Here is a 14,670-nt window from a genome sequence, read left to right as displayed (position 1 = left end):
GGGGATGATGCGATGGCGACCGACGCCCTCGACGAACTGGATTTCGGCACGCTGTCGACGCTCGACGTGCTGGGCACGAAGATCGAGCTGTTCACCGCCGGCGACGGGCCGCCGCTGCTGTTCCTGCACGGGATCGACGGGATCGAGGGATCGGCGCCGCTGCTGCGCGAGTTGGCCGGCGCCTTCACCGTCCACGCCCCCTCGCATCCCGGCTTCGGCACGTCGGACCAGCCGCGGAACCTCAACCGGGTCGACGATCTCGGCTATTTCTACCTCGACCTGATGGACGTGCTGGGGCTCGACCGGCCGGTGATCGTCGGCAGCAGCTTCGGCGGCTGGGTCGCGGCCGAGATCGCGACCAAGGCGCCCGAGCGGGTCGCGACGCTGATCCTCGCCTCCCCCTTCGGTCTGCGCACCGCCGACCGGCGCGAGCAGCACGTCGCCGACATCTTCATGCTGTCGCGGCAGGAGCTCAACATCCGGCTCAACCGGCAGGAGCCGGCGCTGTCGAGCCTGCCGGAGGACCGGCTGCGCCGCACGATGCGCAACGACGAGGCGCTGAGCCGCTACGGCTGGACGCCCTATATGCACAATCCCAAGCTGGCCGACCGGCTACACCGCGTTACCTGCCCGACGCTGATCGCCTGGGGCGAGGAGGATGCGATCATCGGCCCCGCCTATCGGCAAGCCTATGCCGCGGCGCTGCCCAAGGCCGATGTCGCCGTCATCGAGGCCGCCGGCCACCGGCTCCACGCCGACAGGCCCGAAGCGCTGTCCGCCCATATCGCCGCCTTCGCCGGCCGCTGAAGCTCAAGGATCGGATACGGCATGATCATCTGGCAATTCTCCGAACAGGCCTATCATCCGGCCTTCCAGCTTCCCGGCGCGATGCGCGTCACCCTGCCCCAGCATCATTGCGACCCGAACGAGGCCGGGCGGCTGCTCAATCGCTATCTCGACGAATATATGCTGGCCGACGAGCTGGGCCTGAACATCATGGTCAACGAGCACCATGCCGCCGCGACCTGCATGTCGACCTCCTGCATGACCACGCTCGCCATCCTCGCGCGGCAGACCAGCCGGGCGCGGCTCCTGGCGCTCGGCATCCCGCTCGCCAACCGCGCGAACCCGCTGCGGGTGGCGGAGGAGATCGCGATGGTCGACGCGCTGTCGGGCGGACGGCTCGAGGTCGGGCTGGTCAAGGGTGCGGCCTATGAGCTGTTCATGTCCAACCGCCAGCCGACCGGGTTCATGGAACGCTTCTGGGAGGCGCACGACTTGATCCTCGCCGCGCTCACCAATCAGGGCGACAATTTCTCCTGGGAGGGCGAGCATTTCCACTATCGCACCGCCAGCCTCTGGCCGCGCCCGATCCGGCAGCCGCATCCGCCGATCTGGATGACCGCGTCGAGCGCCGGCAGCGCGCGGGGCTACGGCAAGCTCGGCTATACCTGCGCGACCTTCCTGTCGGGCGCGGTCGCCCGCTCGGTCTTCGCCGGCTACCGCGAGGCTTATGCCGAGGCGCACGGATGCCAGCCTGGGCTCGACCGGCTCGCCTATCTGGCGGTGGTTGCCTGTGCCGGCGACCGCGCGACCGCCTTCCGCCGCGCCGAGGCGATGAAGAGCTATTTCACCACCGCCGCCCGCCTCGATCCCCAGTTCCGCAATCCCTGGGGATTCAACCCGGTCGAGGCCAATGTCCGCATGCTCCAGGCCGGTCCGACGGCGATGCGGCCGCGGATGCGCAACGGCAAGCCGGTGCCGGTCGATGGGTCGATCGAGGAATATATGGACGCGGGCCTGATGTTCGTGGGTACCCCCGACGAGGTGTACGAGCAGCTCGTCCGGTTCAACGCGGAGACCGGCGGCTTCGGCAATCTGCTGATGATGGGTCAGGCCGGTGAACTCGATCACGCCGACACGGTCGACAACCTGACCCTGGTCGCGCGCGAGGTGGCCCCCCGCCTCGCCGAGCTGGCCGAGATCCCGCTGGACGTGCGCTACGAAGCGGTCGGCTGATGGCGCAGTCGGCGGCAGCGATGGATGGGCCGCCCCCGCTCGCAGAGGGGATCGCCCGCTATGTCGAGCTGTTCCGCGGCGCACCGCCCGCATCCGGCCTGCCCGCGATGCGGCTCTCCGGCGACCTGCTCGCCGACCGCTTCGCCGAGGGATACCGCCCGGCGGTGCGCAGCTTCGACACCGCCATCGCCGCGCCCGGGCGCGAGATCGCGCTGCGCATCCATGATCCAGCCGGCGACGGCCCCCGCCCGGCGATCTGCTATTTCCACGGCGGCGGCTTTTCGCTGGGCAGCGTCGCGAGCTTTGACATCGCCACCGCCGCGCTCGCGGAGGCAAGCGGCGCTGTCGTCGCCAGCGTCCATTATCGCCGCCTGCCGGATGCGCCCTATCGCGAGGCGCAGGCCGATTGCGACGCTGGCTATGGCTGGCTGATCCGCCAGGCCTCGACCCTCGCTATCGATCCGGCGCGCATCCTCGTCGCGGGCGACAGCGCCGGCGCGCTGATGGCGTTGGCCTGCGCCGCCAATGCGCGCGATGCGGGCGCGGCGATCCCCGCCGGGCTGCTGCTCTTCTACGGCACCTTCGCGATGGACGCGGCCCGGCCCGCCTATCGGACGGCGCCCGATCCGCTGCTGAACAGGGCGCGGATCGAGGCCTATATCCGCCTGTTCGCCGGGAGCGGTGGACTGGCCGAGGGTCCGGCGCCCGTCGACCGCACCGACCTGGCCGGCCTGCCCCCCACCCATATCGTCGCCGCGGCGCTCGATCCGCTCTGCGCCGAGGCCGGTGAGCTTGCGGAACGAATGAGGATGGCCGGCGTCGAAGTGTCGCACCGGATCGCGCCCGGCATGATCCACGGTTTCCTGCGCGCCGCCGGCGTCTCGGCGGCGGTACGCGACGAACTGGCGCGGGCGGCGGCGACGATCCGGCCGCTGCTGTCGCCGCGAGACGACTGACCGCGATCGAAGGAGAAGATATGAAACAGGACGAGCTTTACGATCGCGGCCGGGCAATGCGGCTGGAGATGTTCGGTGAGCCGGGGGTGCGCAGCATCGACGCCGCCGACGATTTCCAGGAACCGCTCCAGGACCTCGTCACCCGCCATTGCTTCGGCGACATATGGAGCCGCCCCGGCCTCGACCGGCGGACCCGCAGCCTGCTGACGATCGCGATGCTGGTGGGGCAGGCACGGCCCGACCAGCTCCGCAACCATGTGAAGGGCGCCGTGTCGAACGGCGCGACCAAGGAAGAGTTGCGCGAGCTGCTGGTCCATGCGTCGCTCTATGTCGGCCTGCCCTCGGTCTCCGACGCCTGGCGCCATGTGCGCGAGGCGTTGCAGGACGCCGGCGCATATTGAGCCAGGAGAGGACGGGAAGATGGGAGAGGCCTGCACGATCGCGGTGGCGGCCCGGAGCCTCCGGGAGCAGATGGAAATCGGCCTGCGCCGGCTGGGCCGGCCGGTGGCGGTGATCACCTGCTGGGACGGCGAACGGCGCTGGGCAAAGACCGCCACCGCTGTGACCGAGCTTAGCATGGACCCGCCCTCGCTGCTGGTCTGCATCGATCGGCAGGCCGGGGTCCACGGCCCGATCACGCGCGGCGCCAATTTCTGCGTCAACATCCTGCATGCCGACCAGCACGCCATATCGGAGCAATGCGGCGGTGCGGAACGCGGCGAGGGGCGGTTCCGCGAGGGGCGGTGGGATTCCGCCGCATGCGGCACGCCCTATCTCCGCGGCTGCGAGGCGAGCTTCGTCTGTGAATATGCGACACACATGGACCACGGCACCCATACCATCGTCGTGGGCACGGTAACCGAAGTGCAGATCGGAACGGACGAGATCGACCCGCTGATCTATGTCGACGGCCACTACGCGCACCCGGCCGCGGATGCCCTGACGGCGGAGGGGCAATAGGCGATGGACGACACCGAAGCGCTGCTCGAGCAGATCGAGCATGCCTGCCGCCGGATGAAGATGGCGCAATCGACCTTCGGCCGGCTGGCGGTCAACGACGGCAAGCTCGTCGCGCGGCTCCAGCAGGGCGGGCGGGTGACGGTGCAGACGGTCGAACGGGTCCACCGCTTCATCGAGGAGCAGGGCGGCACGTCAGCCGAGGCGCTACGATCGGGGATCAAGGGCCTGCGCGCGGGCCTGAGGCCCGAGCACGCCTTCCGCTTCTACGATAACCGCCAGAAATATCTGATGTTCGTCAACACGACGACCGAGAAGCAGATCATCGCCGATCGTGCGGTACAGGAGCTGTGCGAGACCCAGCCCAGCCCGCCGGCGATCCGCCTCCTCGACGGCGGCGCGGGCGACGGCACCGCACTCGCCCGCATGCTGCGCGGGCTGCACCGCCGCCATCCATGGGTACCCTTCTACGTCGTCGCCAAGGAGATCAGCATGGAGAACATCCGGCTGACCCTGGAGAAGATGCCCGACCGGCTGCGTGAGCATTCGGCGACGGTCCTCGTCCTCACCAACCTCAAATATGCCGAGACGCCGCTGCTCCAGCCCGACAGCGCGGCGGCGGCGAGCCGGATGGTGTGGCACGAAGTCGCGCTCGACGGCACCTCGGCCGGCGAGTTCGAGGAGCAGATCACCGCGCTCGAACCCTTTCTCCAGAAGAACTGGCAGACGACGATCGGATCGAGCGGCAACCCGCTCTACAAGACGCCGACGGTGCTGATCCTCTATCGCAAGGATCATGGCTTCATGCTCGATCCGATCGTGCCGCGGCGCGGCTATGCCAAGGCGGATTTCGACTTCGTGCTGGCGTCGCAGCCCTACCGCGCGAGCGCACCGCTCGAATTCAAGACGTCGCGGGTGATCACCCCACTGGTCCGTGCGCTTCGCCCGAACGGCAAGCTGATGGGCGTCCATAGCCATGGCCGCGACCCGGGCATGGAGATCATCAACGGCATCTGGCCCGACGAGGCGCCCTTTCGCGACGACGGTGAAGCGATCCTGCGGCAGGTGGCCGAGGAGCTGGGCCCCGCCGCGCGCGACTATCATTTCCACGACATGGCCCCCGAAAGCACGCTGTTCCGCTATGACGTCCGCACCCTGCCGACCGAGATCAGCGAGGGCATGCCGATCGGCAGCTCGACCCTGTTCGCGGCATGGAACGCGGCGAGCTACGTCGCCCAGATCACCGACGAACGGCTGGCGGGCGCACTGTCCAACGACCATTATCTGGAAGCGACCCGCGACGTGCTGCAACGCCATGGCGGCCTGTGGTTCAACGACGAGGTCTATATGATCTCCAGACGAGCGCGGCTGCATTGACCACGCGTCAAATCATCGAGTGGGAGCAATGACCGACCCTGAACCGAGCGGCCCCGCCTGCCCCTTCTGCGGGGCGCCGTGGAGCGCGGCGATGCTCGAACGATATGATCGCTTCACCATAGCGTCGAGTTGCTCCTGTTGCGCGGGCGAGGCGCATGCCGGCCCGGCGCCCGCCCGGCACGAGCCTCCCGAGGACATCAGCTGCGCCGCCTGCGGCCGCGCCATCTATCGCGCCATGCCGGCGCACTGACCCTTCGAAAGACCTTCATGAAGACCACCCCCTTCCCGATCATCGACGGCCAGATCCACCAGCCGAACCCACCGCTGCCGGTCGACGACGGCCTGCCCGACGCGGCGAAGCTGCTGATCAACGTCGAGATCGCACGCGAGGCGATGGACAGCGTCGGGGTCGACGCGGCACTCGTGGTCGCGGCGCTGCCCTATGTGGGCGCCTGCGTCGCCCGCTATCCCGGCCGCTTCATCGGGGTCGAGACCTTCGCCGCGACCGGCACCGACCTCGCCGCCGCCGTCGAGCGCGCGCGCGGAGATGGCCGGCTGGTCGCCGGCCGCCTGCTCGTCACCGATTTCCGCACCACCGAACTGTCGCCCGGCTTCATATCGGGCGGGATGGACGCGGGGTTCGAGGCAGCCGAGCGGGTCGGCCTGCCGCTGTTCCTGTCGACCCATGGGCAGGCAGCGGCGATGCGGCCGCTGATCGAAAGGCACCCCGGCCTGACCGTGATCATCGATCATCTCGGCGTCAGCCAGCATCCGGTGTCGCCGCCGCGCGACGATCCCTGGGATCGGCTCGACGGACTGCTGGCGCTGGCCGACCTTCCCAACGTCCACGTCAAGCTGTGCGGCATCCCGCTGCTGTCGGCGCAGGCCTATCCCTTCGCCGACACCTGGCCGAACCTCCACCGCGTGATCGCCGCGTTCGGCGCCGACCGGCTGCTCTGGGCGAGCGACTATACGCGGCTGCGCATGGCCGAGGCGCGCGGCCCCTCGCGCAACCGCGGCTGCCTCTACAGCGAGAGCCGCGACATGCTGCTGCACAGCGATGAGATCGACGAGGCCGCCAAGGCAGCGATCTTCGGCGGCACGGCTATGCGCATCCTGAACTGGACACCCCCGACGGCCTGATCAAGACTCCCATATTATCAGCCAGGCGAATATTCCTTTACAAACGCCGTTCAACATGGCAGCAAAGCTGTTATCAGCTAAGCTGTCATTTTACACAGCGGAGAGGAATATTCACGGCCATGCCGATCGAACGGCTCAGTGCGGCGCTCGACGCCATCATCCCGCCCGGAACCGACTCGGAGGAGCTGGGGCGCGGCTTCGGCGGCCCGACCGGCCCGGCCGAAGGACCGGTGTGGATCGCCGAGCACGGCCACCTGCTGTTCAGCGACATCCACAACAGCCGCCGGATGCGCTGGCACCCCGAGCAGGGAATCAGCATCGACAAGGAAGACACCCAGAACGGCAACGGCCAGACCCTCGACCGCGAGGGGCGGCTGGTCGTCTGCCACCATTTCAGCCGTCGCGTCGACCGCGAGGAGAAGGACGGCAGCGTCACCGTCGTCGCCGACAAGTATCGCGGGCTGAAGCTCAACCGGCCCAACGACGTCGTCGTGAAATCGGACGGCGCGATCTACTTCACCGATCCGCCGCCCAAGGTCCCGTTCACGCCGATCGATCATCCGCCGGAGCTGGATGTGGCCGGCGTCTACCGCGTCTCGCCCGACCTGCAACGGATCAACATGGTCGTCCGAGACCTGATCAACCCCAACGGCCTGTGCTTCTCGCCTGACGAGACGATCCTCTACGTCAACGACAGCAACCGGCACCGCATGCTGATCATGGCCTATGACGTCGAGGCCGACGGCATGCTCGACCTCGGCAGCGCGCGGCTGTTCTGCGACATGCGCGGCGACGATCGGCCCGGCGGCCCCGACGGGATGAAGGTCGATGTCGACGGCAACGTCTACTGCACCGGCCCCGGCGGCATCTGGGTCCTGAACCCGCAGGGCGAGCATCTCGGCACGATCCTGATCGAGGGCCGCGCCTCCAACCTCAACTGGGGCGATGCCGACTGGCGCACGCTCTACTTCACCGGCGCCCGCAGCCTCCACCGCATCCGGCTCTCCACGACCGGCATCCCCGTGCCGCGCGGCGCGCTCCCGACTTCCTGAGAGGACAGACCATGCAGTTCGGCCTTTTCTACGAGCATCAGTCACCGGCCCCGTTCAGCGCCGAGAAGGATCGCCAGACCTTCCACAACGCGCTGACCGAGCTCGAGCTGGCCGATCGGCTGGGCTATGACTATGCTTGGCTCGTCGAGCATCATTTCCTCGAGGAATATTCGCACAGCTCGGCGCCCGAGGTGTTCCTCGGCGCGCTGACCCAACGGACCAAGCGGATGCGGTTGGGGCACGGCATCGCGGTGATGCCGCCCAGGATCAACCACCCCGCCCGCGTCGCCGAGCGGATCGCGACGCTCGACCTGCTGTCCAACGGCCGCATCGAATGGGGCACGGGCGAAAGCGGCACGGCGATGGAGCTGGAAGGTTTCGGCGTCGATCCGGACCTGAAGAAGGACATGTGGCGCGAAGCGACCGAGCAATGCGCCAACATGCTGACGATGAATCCCTATCCGGGCTATGAGGGCGAGCATTTCTCGATGCCGACCCGGAACATCGTTCCCAAGCCGTTGCAGACGCCGCACCCGCCGCTGTGGGTCGCCTGCTCGCGCCGCGACACCATCCTCCACGCGGCGCGCAACGGCATGGGCGCTCTGGTGTTCGGCTTCGCCGCGCCCGAGCAGGCGGGCAAGTGGGTGCAGGAATATTACGACATCATCCGATCCGACGAATGCGTGCCGATCGGCCATGCGGTGAACGCCAATTTCGCGATCGTCACCGCGCTGTCGGTCCACGAGAACGAGCTGGAGGCGATCCGCCGGGGATCACAGGGCTTCAAATATTTCGGCTATTCACTCGGCTTCTACGCCGCGTTCGGCAAGGGCAAGCCCGGGCATTCGACGGTGTGGGAGAATTTCCTGAAGGCCGAGGCGTCGATCGAGGACAATCACGGCAATGGCGGCATCGGCACCCCCGAGCAGGTCTATCGCCACTGCAAGGCCTATGCCGACGTTGGCGTGGACCAGATCATCTTCGTCCAGCAGACGGGGCCTGCCAACCATCAGCATATCTGCGAATCGCTGGAGCTGTTCGCGACCACCGCGATGCCGCGCCTGAAGCAGGGTGAGGAGGAACGGCTCGCGAAGAAACAGGCGGAGCTGGCGCCCCACATCGAGCGCGCGCTGGCCCGCAAGCCACGCATGGCCGAGTTGACGATCGACGAGATCGAGGAGGTCCGCAGCTTCGGTCTGCGGCGCAAGGACGAAGGCAGCTTCGTCAACGTGCGTTCCGATCGCGGCGGCGGCGTCGCCGTGGTCGCCGAGGACCCGATGGCGCCCGTCGCCGGTGATCCCGAGCGCCGCTCGGCCTGATCCGTCAGGGAAAAGGAGAGAAGGGCTGGTCGAACCCGCCCGCCTTGATGAAGCCGGCGAGCAGTCGGTAGTAGCCGGCGATAGCGACGATCTCGGTCGCGCCGGCGCGTCCGAACCGCTCGACCGCGGCGGTGAGCAGGTCCGGATCGCTCTCGCCCTCGCTGGCGACACGGCGACACAACCTGATCAGGGTAGCGGCGGGTTCGTCCTCCATCCCGAAGGCGTCCGGCAGGGTCGCCGCGACCACGGCCTCCGCAACACCTGCCGCCCGTGCGATCGGCGCATGGTAATTCCATTCATAGCCGCAGCGGACCGCGCCTGCGGTCGCAAGGATCGCTATCTCGCGCTCGGCATCGGGAAGGATCGAGGAGAAGCGCAGCACCGCACCGACCGCCTGGATCGCCTCCGCCAGAGGGGGGGCATCGAGCATCGCAAGGAACGGGCTGGGCACCGATCCACGCGGCCCCGAAGCGATCAGCTCGGCCACCCGCCGCTGCTCGCGGGTCGCGCCCTCCAGGCTGGCGGGAAGGCCGATCGGCGGCTTCGACGGACCGGTCATCACATCTCCTCTAACCAAATGATGTTCCATCATGGCGAATGACCATCCCTATCGCCCGCCCGCAGTCCAGGAAAGGGCGGGAGGCCTGTTGCGGTCACTGGGCTATATCGGAATCGAGACGCGGCGGCTCGACGACTGGGCGGGGTTCGCCTCGGAACTGCTTGGCATGCAGGTGGCCGATCGCCGCAACCGGAGCTTCGTGCTGCGCACCGACGAGCGCGCGGCGCGCGTCCTGGTCGATGCCGGCGCGGGCGATCGGGTCGCCGTGATGGGCTGGGAGGTCGCCGATGCCGAAGCGCTCGCCGTCCTTGCCGCGCGGCTGTCGGACGCCGGCCATGCCGTCGCGCCCGGCGACCGCGACCTGGTCGAGCGCCGCCGCGTCGCCGGTCTGCTGGTCGCGCAGGATCCGCTCGGCAACCGGCTCGAATTCTTCCACGGCGCGGCCGATGCGCCGAGCCCATTCGTCCCCGGCCGCGCGATCAGCGGCTTCCGCACCGGACCGCTCGGCCTCGGCCATGTCGTGCTGACCGCCCGATCGCCGGAGGCGGTGATACCCTTCTATACCGGGCTGCTCGGCTTCCGGCTCAGCGATTATGCGCTGCGTCCCTTTCCAGCCTGGTTCTTCCATCTCAATAGCCGCCATCACAGCTTCGCGCTGATCGGCACCGGCGCCGATGGCTTCCATCATCTGATGGTCGAGCTCGATTCGCTCGATGATGTCGGCCAGGCCTATGACCTCGCCCAGCTCGACGAGGGCCGGATCGGCGTCACGCTCGGGCGTCACAGCAACGATCATATGACCTCCTTCTATGCGCGCTCCCCATCAGGCTTCATGATCGAATATGGCTGGGGCGGCCGGTCGATCGACCCGGAACGCTGGCAGCCGTTCGAATGCGATTTCGGGCCGAGCTTCTGGGGCCATGAACGCTCCTGGCTCGCGCCGGACAAAAGGGACGAGGCACTGCGCCTGCGGCTCGACGCCGCGGCGGCGGGCAGGCGCGCGCCCGATTTCGTGCGCGGCGACGACTGAGACGGAGGAAAGCGACCGATGAGACTTCAGAGCTTCGAACATGGCGGCCGGCAGGGCTGGGGCATCGTCGAGAGGGACGCCGTCCGCGATATGACCGACGCCCTGCCGGGGATCGGTTCGATCAAGGCCTTGCTGGAGCGCGACGCACTGGACGCCGCGCGCGCAGCGGCCACCTCCGCACCGCTGGTCGAGGCCGCCGCGCTGCGGCCACTGCCCGTGATCCCCGACCCCGCGAAGATCCTCTGCTGCGGCCTCAACTATCATGAGCACCGCATTGAGACCCACAATCCCGAGGTCGCCCACCCCACCCTGTTCGTCCGCTTCGCCGATGCGCAGATCGGCCATGGCGCGGCGATCGAGCGTCCGCCCGAGACGCGGATGCTCGACTATGAGGCCGAGCTGGCCGTCGTGATCGGCCGGGCCGGCCGGCGCATCGCCCGCGCCGCGGCGATGGAGCATGTCGCCGGCTATGCCTGCTACAACGACGTCAGCGTCCGCGACTGGCAGAAGCACACGACCCAGATGACGCCAGGCAAGAACTTCCCGACGACCGGCCCCTTCGGCCCCTGGCTGGTGACGCGCGACGAGATCGCCGACCTCGCCCCGCTGCGCATCCAATGCCGCCTCAACGGCCGGGTTATGCAGGATGCCCGGCTGGGCGACATGATCTTCGACGTGCCCCGTCTGATCGAATATATCTCGACCTTCACCCCGCTCTCGCCGGGCGACGTGATCCTGACCGGCACGCCCGGCGGCGTCGGCGTCCGCCGCGACCCGCAGATATTCCTTCAGCCTGGCGACCGGGTCGAGGTCGAGATCGAGGCGGTCGGCCTGCTCGCCAATCCGGTCGTCTAGAGCTAGGCCGCCGCCCCCGGCGCGCCGAGGCGGAGCGAGACCCCCTCGGCCGCCTCGAGCAGCTGTGCGCGCAGCTCCTGCTGCTTCTCGTCGCGCATATATTCGGCCGGCCCGAGGAGCGTCATCGTCGCCGCGATGCTCTGGCTATAGTCGAAGATCGGCGCCGAGATGCCCGCGAAATTGCGGTGCAGCATACCCACCGTCGACGCGAAGCCATCCTGCCGGACCCGCGCGATGGTGGCGGCGAGCTCGGCCTTGCCGAGCTTGCGGGTCTGCTTGCTGCCGCCTTCGAGCGCGGCCTGCATCGCCAGCGCCTTCTCCACCTCGGCCGGCGGCAGGTGGGCGAGGAAGACGAGGCCGGTCGCCGTCGTCGTGAGCGGCAGGACATAGCCGAGCCGGACTGAGAAAGCACCCTGCAGCGATCCGTCCGCCTTGGCGACGATGCACGGCCCGCGATCGCCCCAGAGCGAGACGTAGATCGCGCAATCGGTCCGGTCGCGCAGGTCGGCGATCACGTCGGAGGCGAGCTCGACCACGTCGAGCTGGCGAATCGCCGCCAACCCCAGCTGGATCGCGAAACTGCCGAGGCCGTAATGGCCGGTCTTCGGGTCCTGATAGGCCATCGCCTCGCGCACGAAGCTGACCAGGTAGAGATGCACCTTGCTGGGCGGCATGCCGGCCCGGCTCGCAATCTCGCGCAGGGGCAGCGCCCCTTCGGCCATGCGGAGCACGCGTAGCACGCGGAAGCCGACTTCGATCGACTGGACGCGCCTCCGGGATTGCTCGGTTTCGCCCGCCGCTGCCTGCACCATCTGCCCCACCTGCCGTTACCACGCCTTCCTGCCTCCGGCCCGGCCATCTGTCCACCCCGGACCGCGTCCCACCGCCTCTCCGGACGTTTGAAGATGTATGATATTGACGAACATCATTCGTCATGATTATAGCCGAGACAAATAGGAAGGGTGCTCGCGTTCATGAAAAATCTGGGGATCGGGATCGTCGGCGGCGGGATCGGAGGGATGACCGCCGCCCTGGCGCTGCTGCGCCGGGGGTTCGACGTTTCCGTCTACGAACAGGCTCCCGAGCTGCAGGAAGTGGGGGCCGGACTACAGATCAGCCCCAACGGCGTGCGGGTGCTGGCGTCGCTGGGACTCGAAAAGGAGCTGATGGCGATCAGCTTCGAGCCGCAGGGCAAGGACATCCGCCTGTGGAACACCGGCGACACCTGGAAGCTGTTCGACCTGGGTGTCGAATCCGTCGAGCGCTACGGCTTCCCCTATATCACCGTCCACCGCAACGACCTGCACCAGCTGCTCGTGAAGGCGGTGCAGCGGATCAAGCCCGATGCGGTCCATCTCGACCACCGCTTCGTCGCCGTCGAGCGCAACGACAGCCGGGTGACGATCGCCTTCGCGGACAAGGCCCCGGCCAGCTTCGACGTGGTGATCGGCGCCGACGGCGTCCATTCGCGGATGCGCGAGCTGCTGTTCGGATCGGGACCGGTGCAGTTCACCGGCATCGTCGCCTGGCGCGGCGTCATCCCGATGGAGCTGCTGCCGCCCGAGCTGGTCAAGCCGGTCGGCGTCAACTGGGTCGGGCCGGGGGGCCATGTGATCCACTATCCGATCCGCCGCGGCGAGCTGATGAACTTCACCAGCGTGATCGAACGGCAGGACTGGACCGTCGAGTCCTGGTCGACGCCGGGCAGCAACGCCGAATATCATGCCGACTACCCCGGCTGGCACCCGGATGTGCACGCCTATATCGAGGCGATCCCGCAGCCGTTCAAATGGGCGCTGATCGCGCGGCCGCCGATGCAGAACTGGGTTGTCGGCCGCATCGCGCTGCTCGGTGACGCCTGCCATCCCTCGCTGCCCTTCCTGGCGCAGGGCGCGGTGATGGCGCTGGAGGACGCCTGCATCCTGGGGCGCGCCTTCGAGGAATTCGACACGGTCGAAAAAGCGCTCGACCGCTATCAGCGGATGCGCATCCCGCGCACCACCCGTGCGGTCAACGGCGCCTATGCCAATACCGAGCGGTTCCACAATCCGGCGCTGGCCGACCCCGGGAGCGCGCAGATCTATGTCGACACGCAATGGGCGGCCGACAAGGTGGTGGAACGCTATGAATGGCTGTTCCGCTACGACGCGACCAGCGTGCCGCTCGACGGCGGCGCGGTCGCCGCGGCCTGATCCGGAGGCAGACCATGGCCGACGGCCGCACCAGGACAAACTGGACCCGCACCCCGCTGATCGTGTCGTTCGCGGACAATCCCCGCTTCAACGAGACCTATGGCTTCGCCGGCAATTCGGGTCATGTGAACCTCGAAGGACAGTTGCTACGCGATCCGGCGTCGACCGCGCGCACCGTCTACGTCTTCATGCATCCGACGTCGGTGCTGCACCTGCTGCCGATGCCGACGGCGCTGGCCGACGCCGGGCTGGACGTGCTGTGCGCCGCCAGCCGCTATCCGCGCAACGACACCGCGCTGATCTTCGAGAAGGTGGCGATCGACCTGGGCAAGTGGATAGCCCATGCACGCGACGACCTCGGCTATGAGAAGGTGATCCTGGTCGGCTGGTCGGGCGGCGGATCGCTGTCGCTCTTCTACCAGGCGCAGGCCGAGAACCCCGACATCACCCACACACCGGCCGGCGACCCGGTCGACCTGACCGCCGCCGGGCTGCGGCCGGCCGACGGGGTGATCTTCATCGCCGCGCACCTGTCGCGTGCCGAGACGATGACCGAATGGCTCGACCCCTCGGTGATCGACGAGCTGGATCCCGACCGGCGCGATCCCGAGCTCGACATCTATGCGCCCGACTGCCCGCACCAGCCGCCTTATGACGCCGCCTTCGTCGCCCGATTCCGCGCAGCGCAGGTGGCGCGTAACCGGCGGATCACCGCCTGGGTGCAGGAGACGCTCGAGCGCCTTCGGGCGATCGACTCCCCCGAGCAGGAACGCGCCTTCGTCGTCCACCGCACAATGTGCGACGTGCGCTGGCTGGACCCGGCGATCGACCCGTCGGACCGGCGGCCGGGCTGGACCTATATGGGCGATCCGCGCGCGGTGAACGTCGGCCCGGTCGGGCTGGCACGCTATACCACCCTGCGCTCCTGGCTGAGCCAGTGGAGCTACGACCTGTCGAACGCCAAGGGGCCGATGAATGCCGCCAAGGTGCGTCGGACGCCCGTGCTGCAGATCGAGAACACCGCCGACGAGGCGGTACCGTCGACCCACAATCCGGCGATCCGCGACGCGCTGGCGACCCCCGACAAGGAATATGTCAGCCTGAAGGGTGCGACCCATTATTATCTCGGCCAGCCCGAGCTGCTCGCCCGTTGCATCGATACGGTGATCGACTGGAGTCGCCGCAAAGGGCTGCTCGAAGCATGACCGTGA

16 protein-coding genes are annotated in these 14,670 nt (G+C 68.1%); 14 read left to right on the top strand and 2 right to left on the bottom strand.

Annotated elements, in window-relative coordinates; translation table 11 throughout:
• The first annotated feature begins 12 nt into the window (after nucleotides 1–12).
• The 10 genes from B5X82_RS04470 (at nucleotide 13) to B5X82_RS04430 (ending at nucleotide 8,823) form a co-directional block, all read left to right on the top strand.
• Nucleotides 13–807 carry an alpha/beta fold hydrolase gene (locus tag B5X82_RS04470; RefSeq protein WP_176152463.1) on the top strand — a complete coding sequence of 265 codons (795 nt, stop codon included), beginning with the start codon at nucleotides 13–15 and terminating at the stop codon, nucleotides 805–807.
• Nucleotides 808–828: 21 nt separating this feature from the next.
• Nucleotides 829–2,019: an LLM class flavin-dependent oxidoreductase gene (locus tag B5X82_RS04465; protein WP_079646914.1), complete on the top strand. Its 1,191-nt coding sequence runs from the start codon at nucleotides 829–831 to the stop codon at nucleotides 2,017–2,019.
• Complete coding sequence (locus B5X82_RS04460) at nucleotides 2,019–2,975, top strand: alpha/beta hydrolase (protein ID WP_079646913.1); 957 nt, start codon at nucleotides 2,019–2,021, stop codon at nucleotides 2,973–2,975. Before B5X82_RS04465 ends, B5X82_RS04460 begins: the two co-directional genes overlap by 1 nt.
• Nucleotides 2,976–2,995: 20 nt before the next feature.
• A complete protein-coding gene (locus B5X82_RS04455) occupies nucleotides 2,996–3,376 on the top strand; it encodes a carboxymuconolactone decarboxylase family protein (RefSeq protein WP_079646912.1) in 381 nt (126 codons plus the stop codon).
• 19 nt (nucleotides 3,377–3,395) lie between these two features.
• Nucleotides 3,396–3,935: a flavin reductase family protein gene (locus B5X82_RS04450; protein WP_235862593.1), complete on the top strand. Its 540-nt coding sequence runs from the start codon at nucleotides 3,396–3,398 to the stop codon at nucleotides 3,933–3,935.
• 3 nt (nucleotides 3,936–3,938) lie between these two features.
• Nucleotides 3,939–5,309 (top strand): hypothetical protein, encoded by a 1,371-nt coding sequence (locus tag B5X82_RS04445; RefSeq protein ID WP_079646911.1) that lies wholly within the window; start codon nucleotides 3,939–3,941, stop codon nucleotides 5,307–5,309.
• Between the two features lie 28 nt (nucleotides 5,310–5,337).
• Nucleotides 5,338–5,559 (top strand): hypothetical protein, encoded by a 222-nt coding sequence (locus B5X82_RS26205; RefSeq protein ID WP_125725242.1) that lies wholly within the window; start codon nucleotides 5,338–5,340, stop codon nucleotides 5,557–5,559.
• Nucleotides 5,560–5,576: 17 nt separating this feature from the next.
• Entirely contained in the window at nucleotides 5,577–6,452 is an 876-nt protein-coding gene (locus tag B5X82_RS04440; protein ID WP_079646909.1) for an amidohydrolase family protein, read from the top strand.
• Between the two features lie 119 nt (nucleotides 6,453–6,571).
• Nucleotides 6,572–7,504, top strand: coding sequence for an SMP-30/gluconolactonase/LRE family protein (locus B5X82_RS04435; RefSeq protein WP_079646907.1), 933 nt, complete (start codon nucleotides 6,572–6,574; stop codon nucleotides 7,502–7,504).
• A gap of 11 nt (nucleotides 7,505–7,515) precedes the next feature.
• Complete coding sequence (locus tag B5X82_RS04430; protein WP_079646906.1) at nucleotides 7,516–8,823, top strand: LLM class flavin-dependent oxidoreductase; 1,308 nt, start codon at nucleotides 7,516–7,518, stop codon at nucleotides 8,821–8,823.
• A gap of 4 nt (nucleotides 8,824–8,827) precedes the next feature.
• Here the strand turns inward: B5X82_RS04430 and B5X82_RS04425 are convergent, their stop codons facing one another.
• Nucleotides 8,828–9,382 carry a carboxymuconolactone decarboxylase family protein gene (locus tag B5X82_RS04425; protein ID WP_176152462.1) on the bottom strand — a complete coding sequence of 185 codons (555 nt, stop codon included), beginning with the start codon at nucleotides 9,380–9,382 and terminating at the stop codon, nucleotides 8,828–8,830.
• Nucleotides 9,383–9,413: 31 nt separating this feature from the next.
• Here B5X82_RS04425 and B5X82_RS04420 point away from each other — a divergent pair, with 31 nt between their 5' ends.
• Both B5X82_RS04420 and B5X82_RS04415 read left to right on the top strand, forming a co-directional pair.
• Nucleotides 9,414–10,412: a VOC family protein gene (locus B5X82_RS04420; protein WP_079646904.1), complete on the top strand. Its 999-nt coding sequence runs from the start codon at nucleotides 9,414–9,416 to the stop codon at nucleotides 10,410–10,412.
• Between the two features lie 18 nt (nucleotides 10,413–10,430).
• Nucleotides 10,431–11,267 carry a fumarylacetoacetate hydrolase family protein gene (locus B5X82_RS04415; RefSeq protein ID WP_079646903.1) on the top strand — a complete coding sequence of 279 codons (837 nt, stop codon included), beginning with the start codon at nucleotides 10,431–10,433 and terminating at the stop codon, nucleotides 11,265–11,267.
• A gap of 2 nt (nucleotides 11,268–11,269) precedes the next feature.
• Here the strand turns inward: B5X82_RS04415 and B5X82_RS04410 are convergent, their stop codons facing one another.
• Complete coding sequence (locus tag B5X82_RS04410; protein ID WP_079646902.1) at nucleotides 11,270–12,079, bottom strand: IclR family transcriptional regulator; 810 nt, start codon at nucleotides 12,077–12,079, stop codon at nucleotides 11,270–11,272.
• Between the two features lie 162 nt (nucleotides 12,080–12,241).
• Between B5X82_RS04410 and B5X82_RS04405 the strand changes: the two genes are divergently transcribed.
• On the top strand, nucleotides 12,242–13,459 hold the full coding sequence (locus B5X82_RS04405) for an FAD-dependent monooxygenase (RefSeq protein ID WP_139385026.1): 1,218 nt from the start codon (nucleotides 12,242–12,244) through the stop codon (nucleotides 13,457–13,459).
• 14 nt (nucleotides 13,460–13,473) lie between these two features.
• On the top strand, nucleotides 13,474–14,664 hold the full coding sequence (locus tag B5X82_RS04400; RefSeq protein ID WP_079646900.1) for an alpha/beta fold hydrolase: 1,191 nt from the start codon (nucleotides 13,474–13,476) through the stop codon (nucleotides 14,662–14,664).
• Nucleotides 14,665–14,670: the final 6 nt, after the last annotated feature.

The organism is Rhizorhabdus histidinilytica (genome assembly GCF_900167915.1).
GTDB lineage: Bacteria > Pseudomonadota > Alphaproteobacteria > Sphingomonadales > Sphingomonadaceae > Rhizorhabdus > Rhizorhabdus histidinilytica.
This window is presented reverse-complemented; position numbering and strand designations above follow the sequence as displayed.

Excerpts from the sequence above, each read along its gene's own strand:
- B5X82_RS04440 (WP_079646909.1), top strand. The coding sequence starts at position 5,577 with ATGAAGACCACCCCCTTCCCGATCATCGACGGCCAGATCCACCAGCCG.
- B5X82_RS04430 (WP_079646906.1), top strand. The coding sequence starts at position 7,516 with ATGCAGTTCGGCCTTTTCTACGAGCATCAGTCACCGGCCCCGTTCAGC.
- B5X82_RS04435 (WP_079646907.1), top strand. The coding sequence starts at position 6,572 with ATGCCGATCGAACGGCTCAGTGCGGCGCTCGACGCCATCATCCCGCCC.
- B5X82_RS04405 (WP_139385026.1), top strand. The coding sequence starts at position 12,242 with ATGAAAAATCTGGGGATCGGGATCGTCGGCGGCGGGATCGGAGGGATG.
- B5X82_RS04465 (WP_079646914.1), top strand. The coding sequence starts at position 829 with ATGATCATCTGGCAATTCTCCGAACAGGCCTATCATCCGGCCTTCCAG.
- B5X82_RS04420 (WP_079646904.1), top strand. The coding sequence starts at position 9,414 with ATGGCGAATGACCATCCCTATCGCCCGCCCGCAGTCCAGGAAAGGGCG.
- B5X82_RS04460 (WP_079646913.1), top strand. The coding sequence starts at position 2,019 with ATGGCGCAGTCGGCGGCAGCGATGGATGGGCCGCCCCCGCTCGCAGAG.
- B5X82_RS04400 (WP_079646900.1), top strand. The coding sequence starts at position 13,474 with ATGGCCGACGGCCGCACCAGGACAAACTGGACCCGCACCCCGCTGATC.
- B5X82_RS04470 (WP_176152463.1), top strand. The coding sequence starts at position 13 with ATGGCGACCGACGCCCTCGACGAACTGGATTTCGGCACGCTGTCGACG.
- B5X82_RS04455 (WP_079646912.1), top strand. The coding sequence starts at position 2,996 with ATGAAACAGGACGAGCTTTACGATCGCGGCCGGGCAATGCGGCTGGAG.
- B5X82_RS04415 (WP_079646903.1), top strand. The coding sequence starts at position 10,431 with ATGAGACTTCAGAGCTTCGAACATGGCGGCCGGCAGGGCTGGGGCATC.
- B5X82_RS04425 (WP_176152462.1), bottom strand. The coding sequence starts at position 9,382 with ATGACCGGTCCGTCGAAGCCGCCGATCGGCCTTCCCGCCAGCCTGGAG.
- B5X82_RS04445 (WP_079646911.1), top strand. The coding sequence starts at position 3,939 with ATGGACGACACCGAAGCGCTGCTCGAGCAGATCGAGCATGCCTGCCGC.
- B5X82_RS04410 (WP_079646902.1), bottom strand. The coding sequence starts at position 12,079 with ATGGTGCAGGCAGCGGCGGGCGAAACCGAGCAATCCCGGAGGCGCGTC.
- B5X82_RS26205 (WP_125725242.1), top strand. The coding sequence starts at position 5,338 with ATGACCGACCCTGAACCGAGCGGCCCCGCCTGCCCCTTCTGCGGGGCG.
- B5X82_RS04450 (WP_235862593.1), top strand. The coding sequence starts at position 3,396 with ATGGGAGAGGCCTGCACGATCGCGGTGGCGGCCCGGAGCCTCCGGGAG.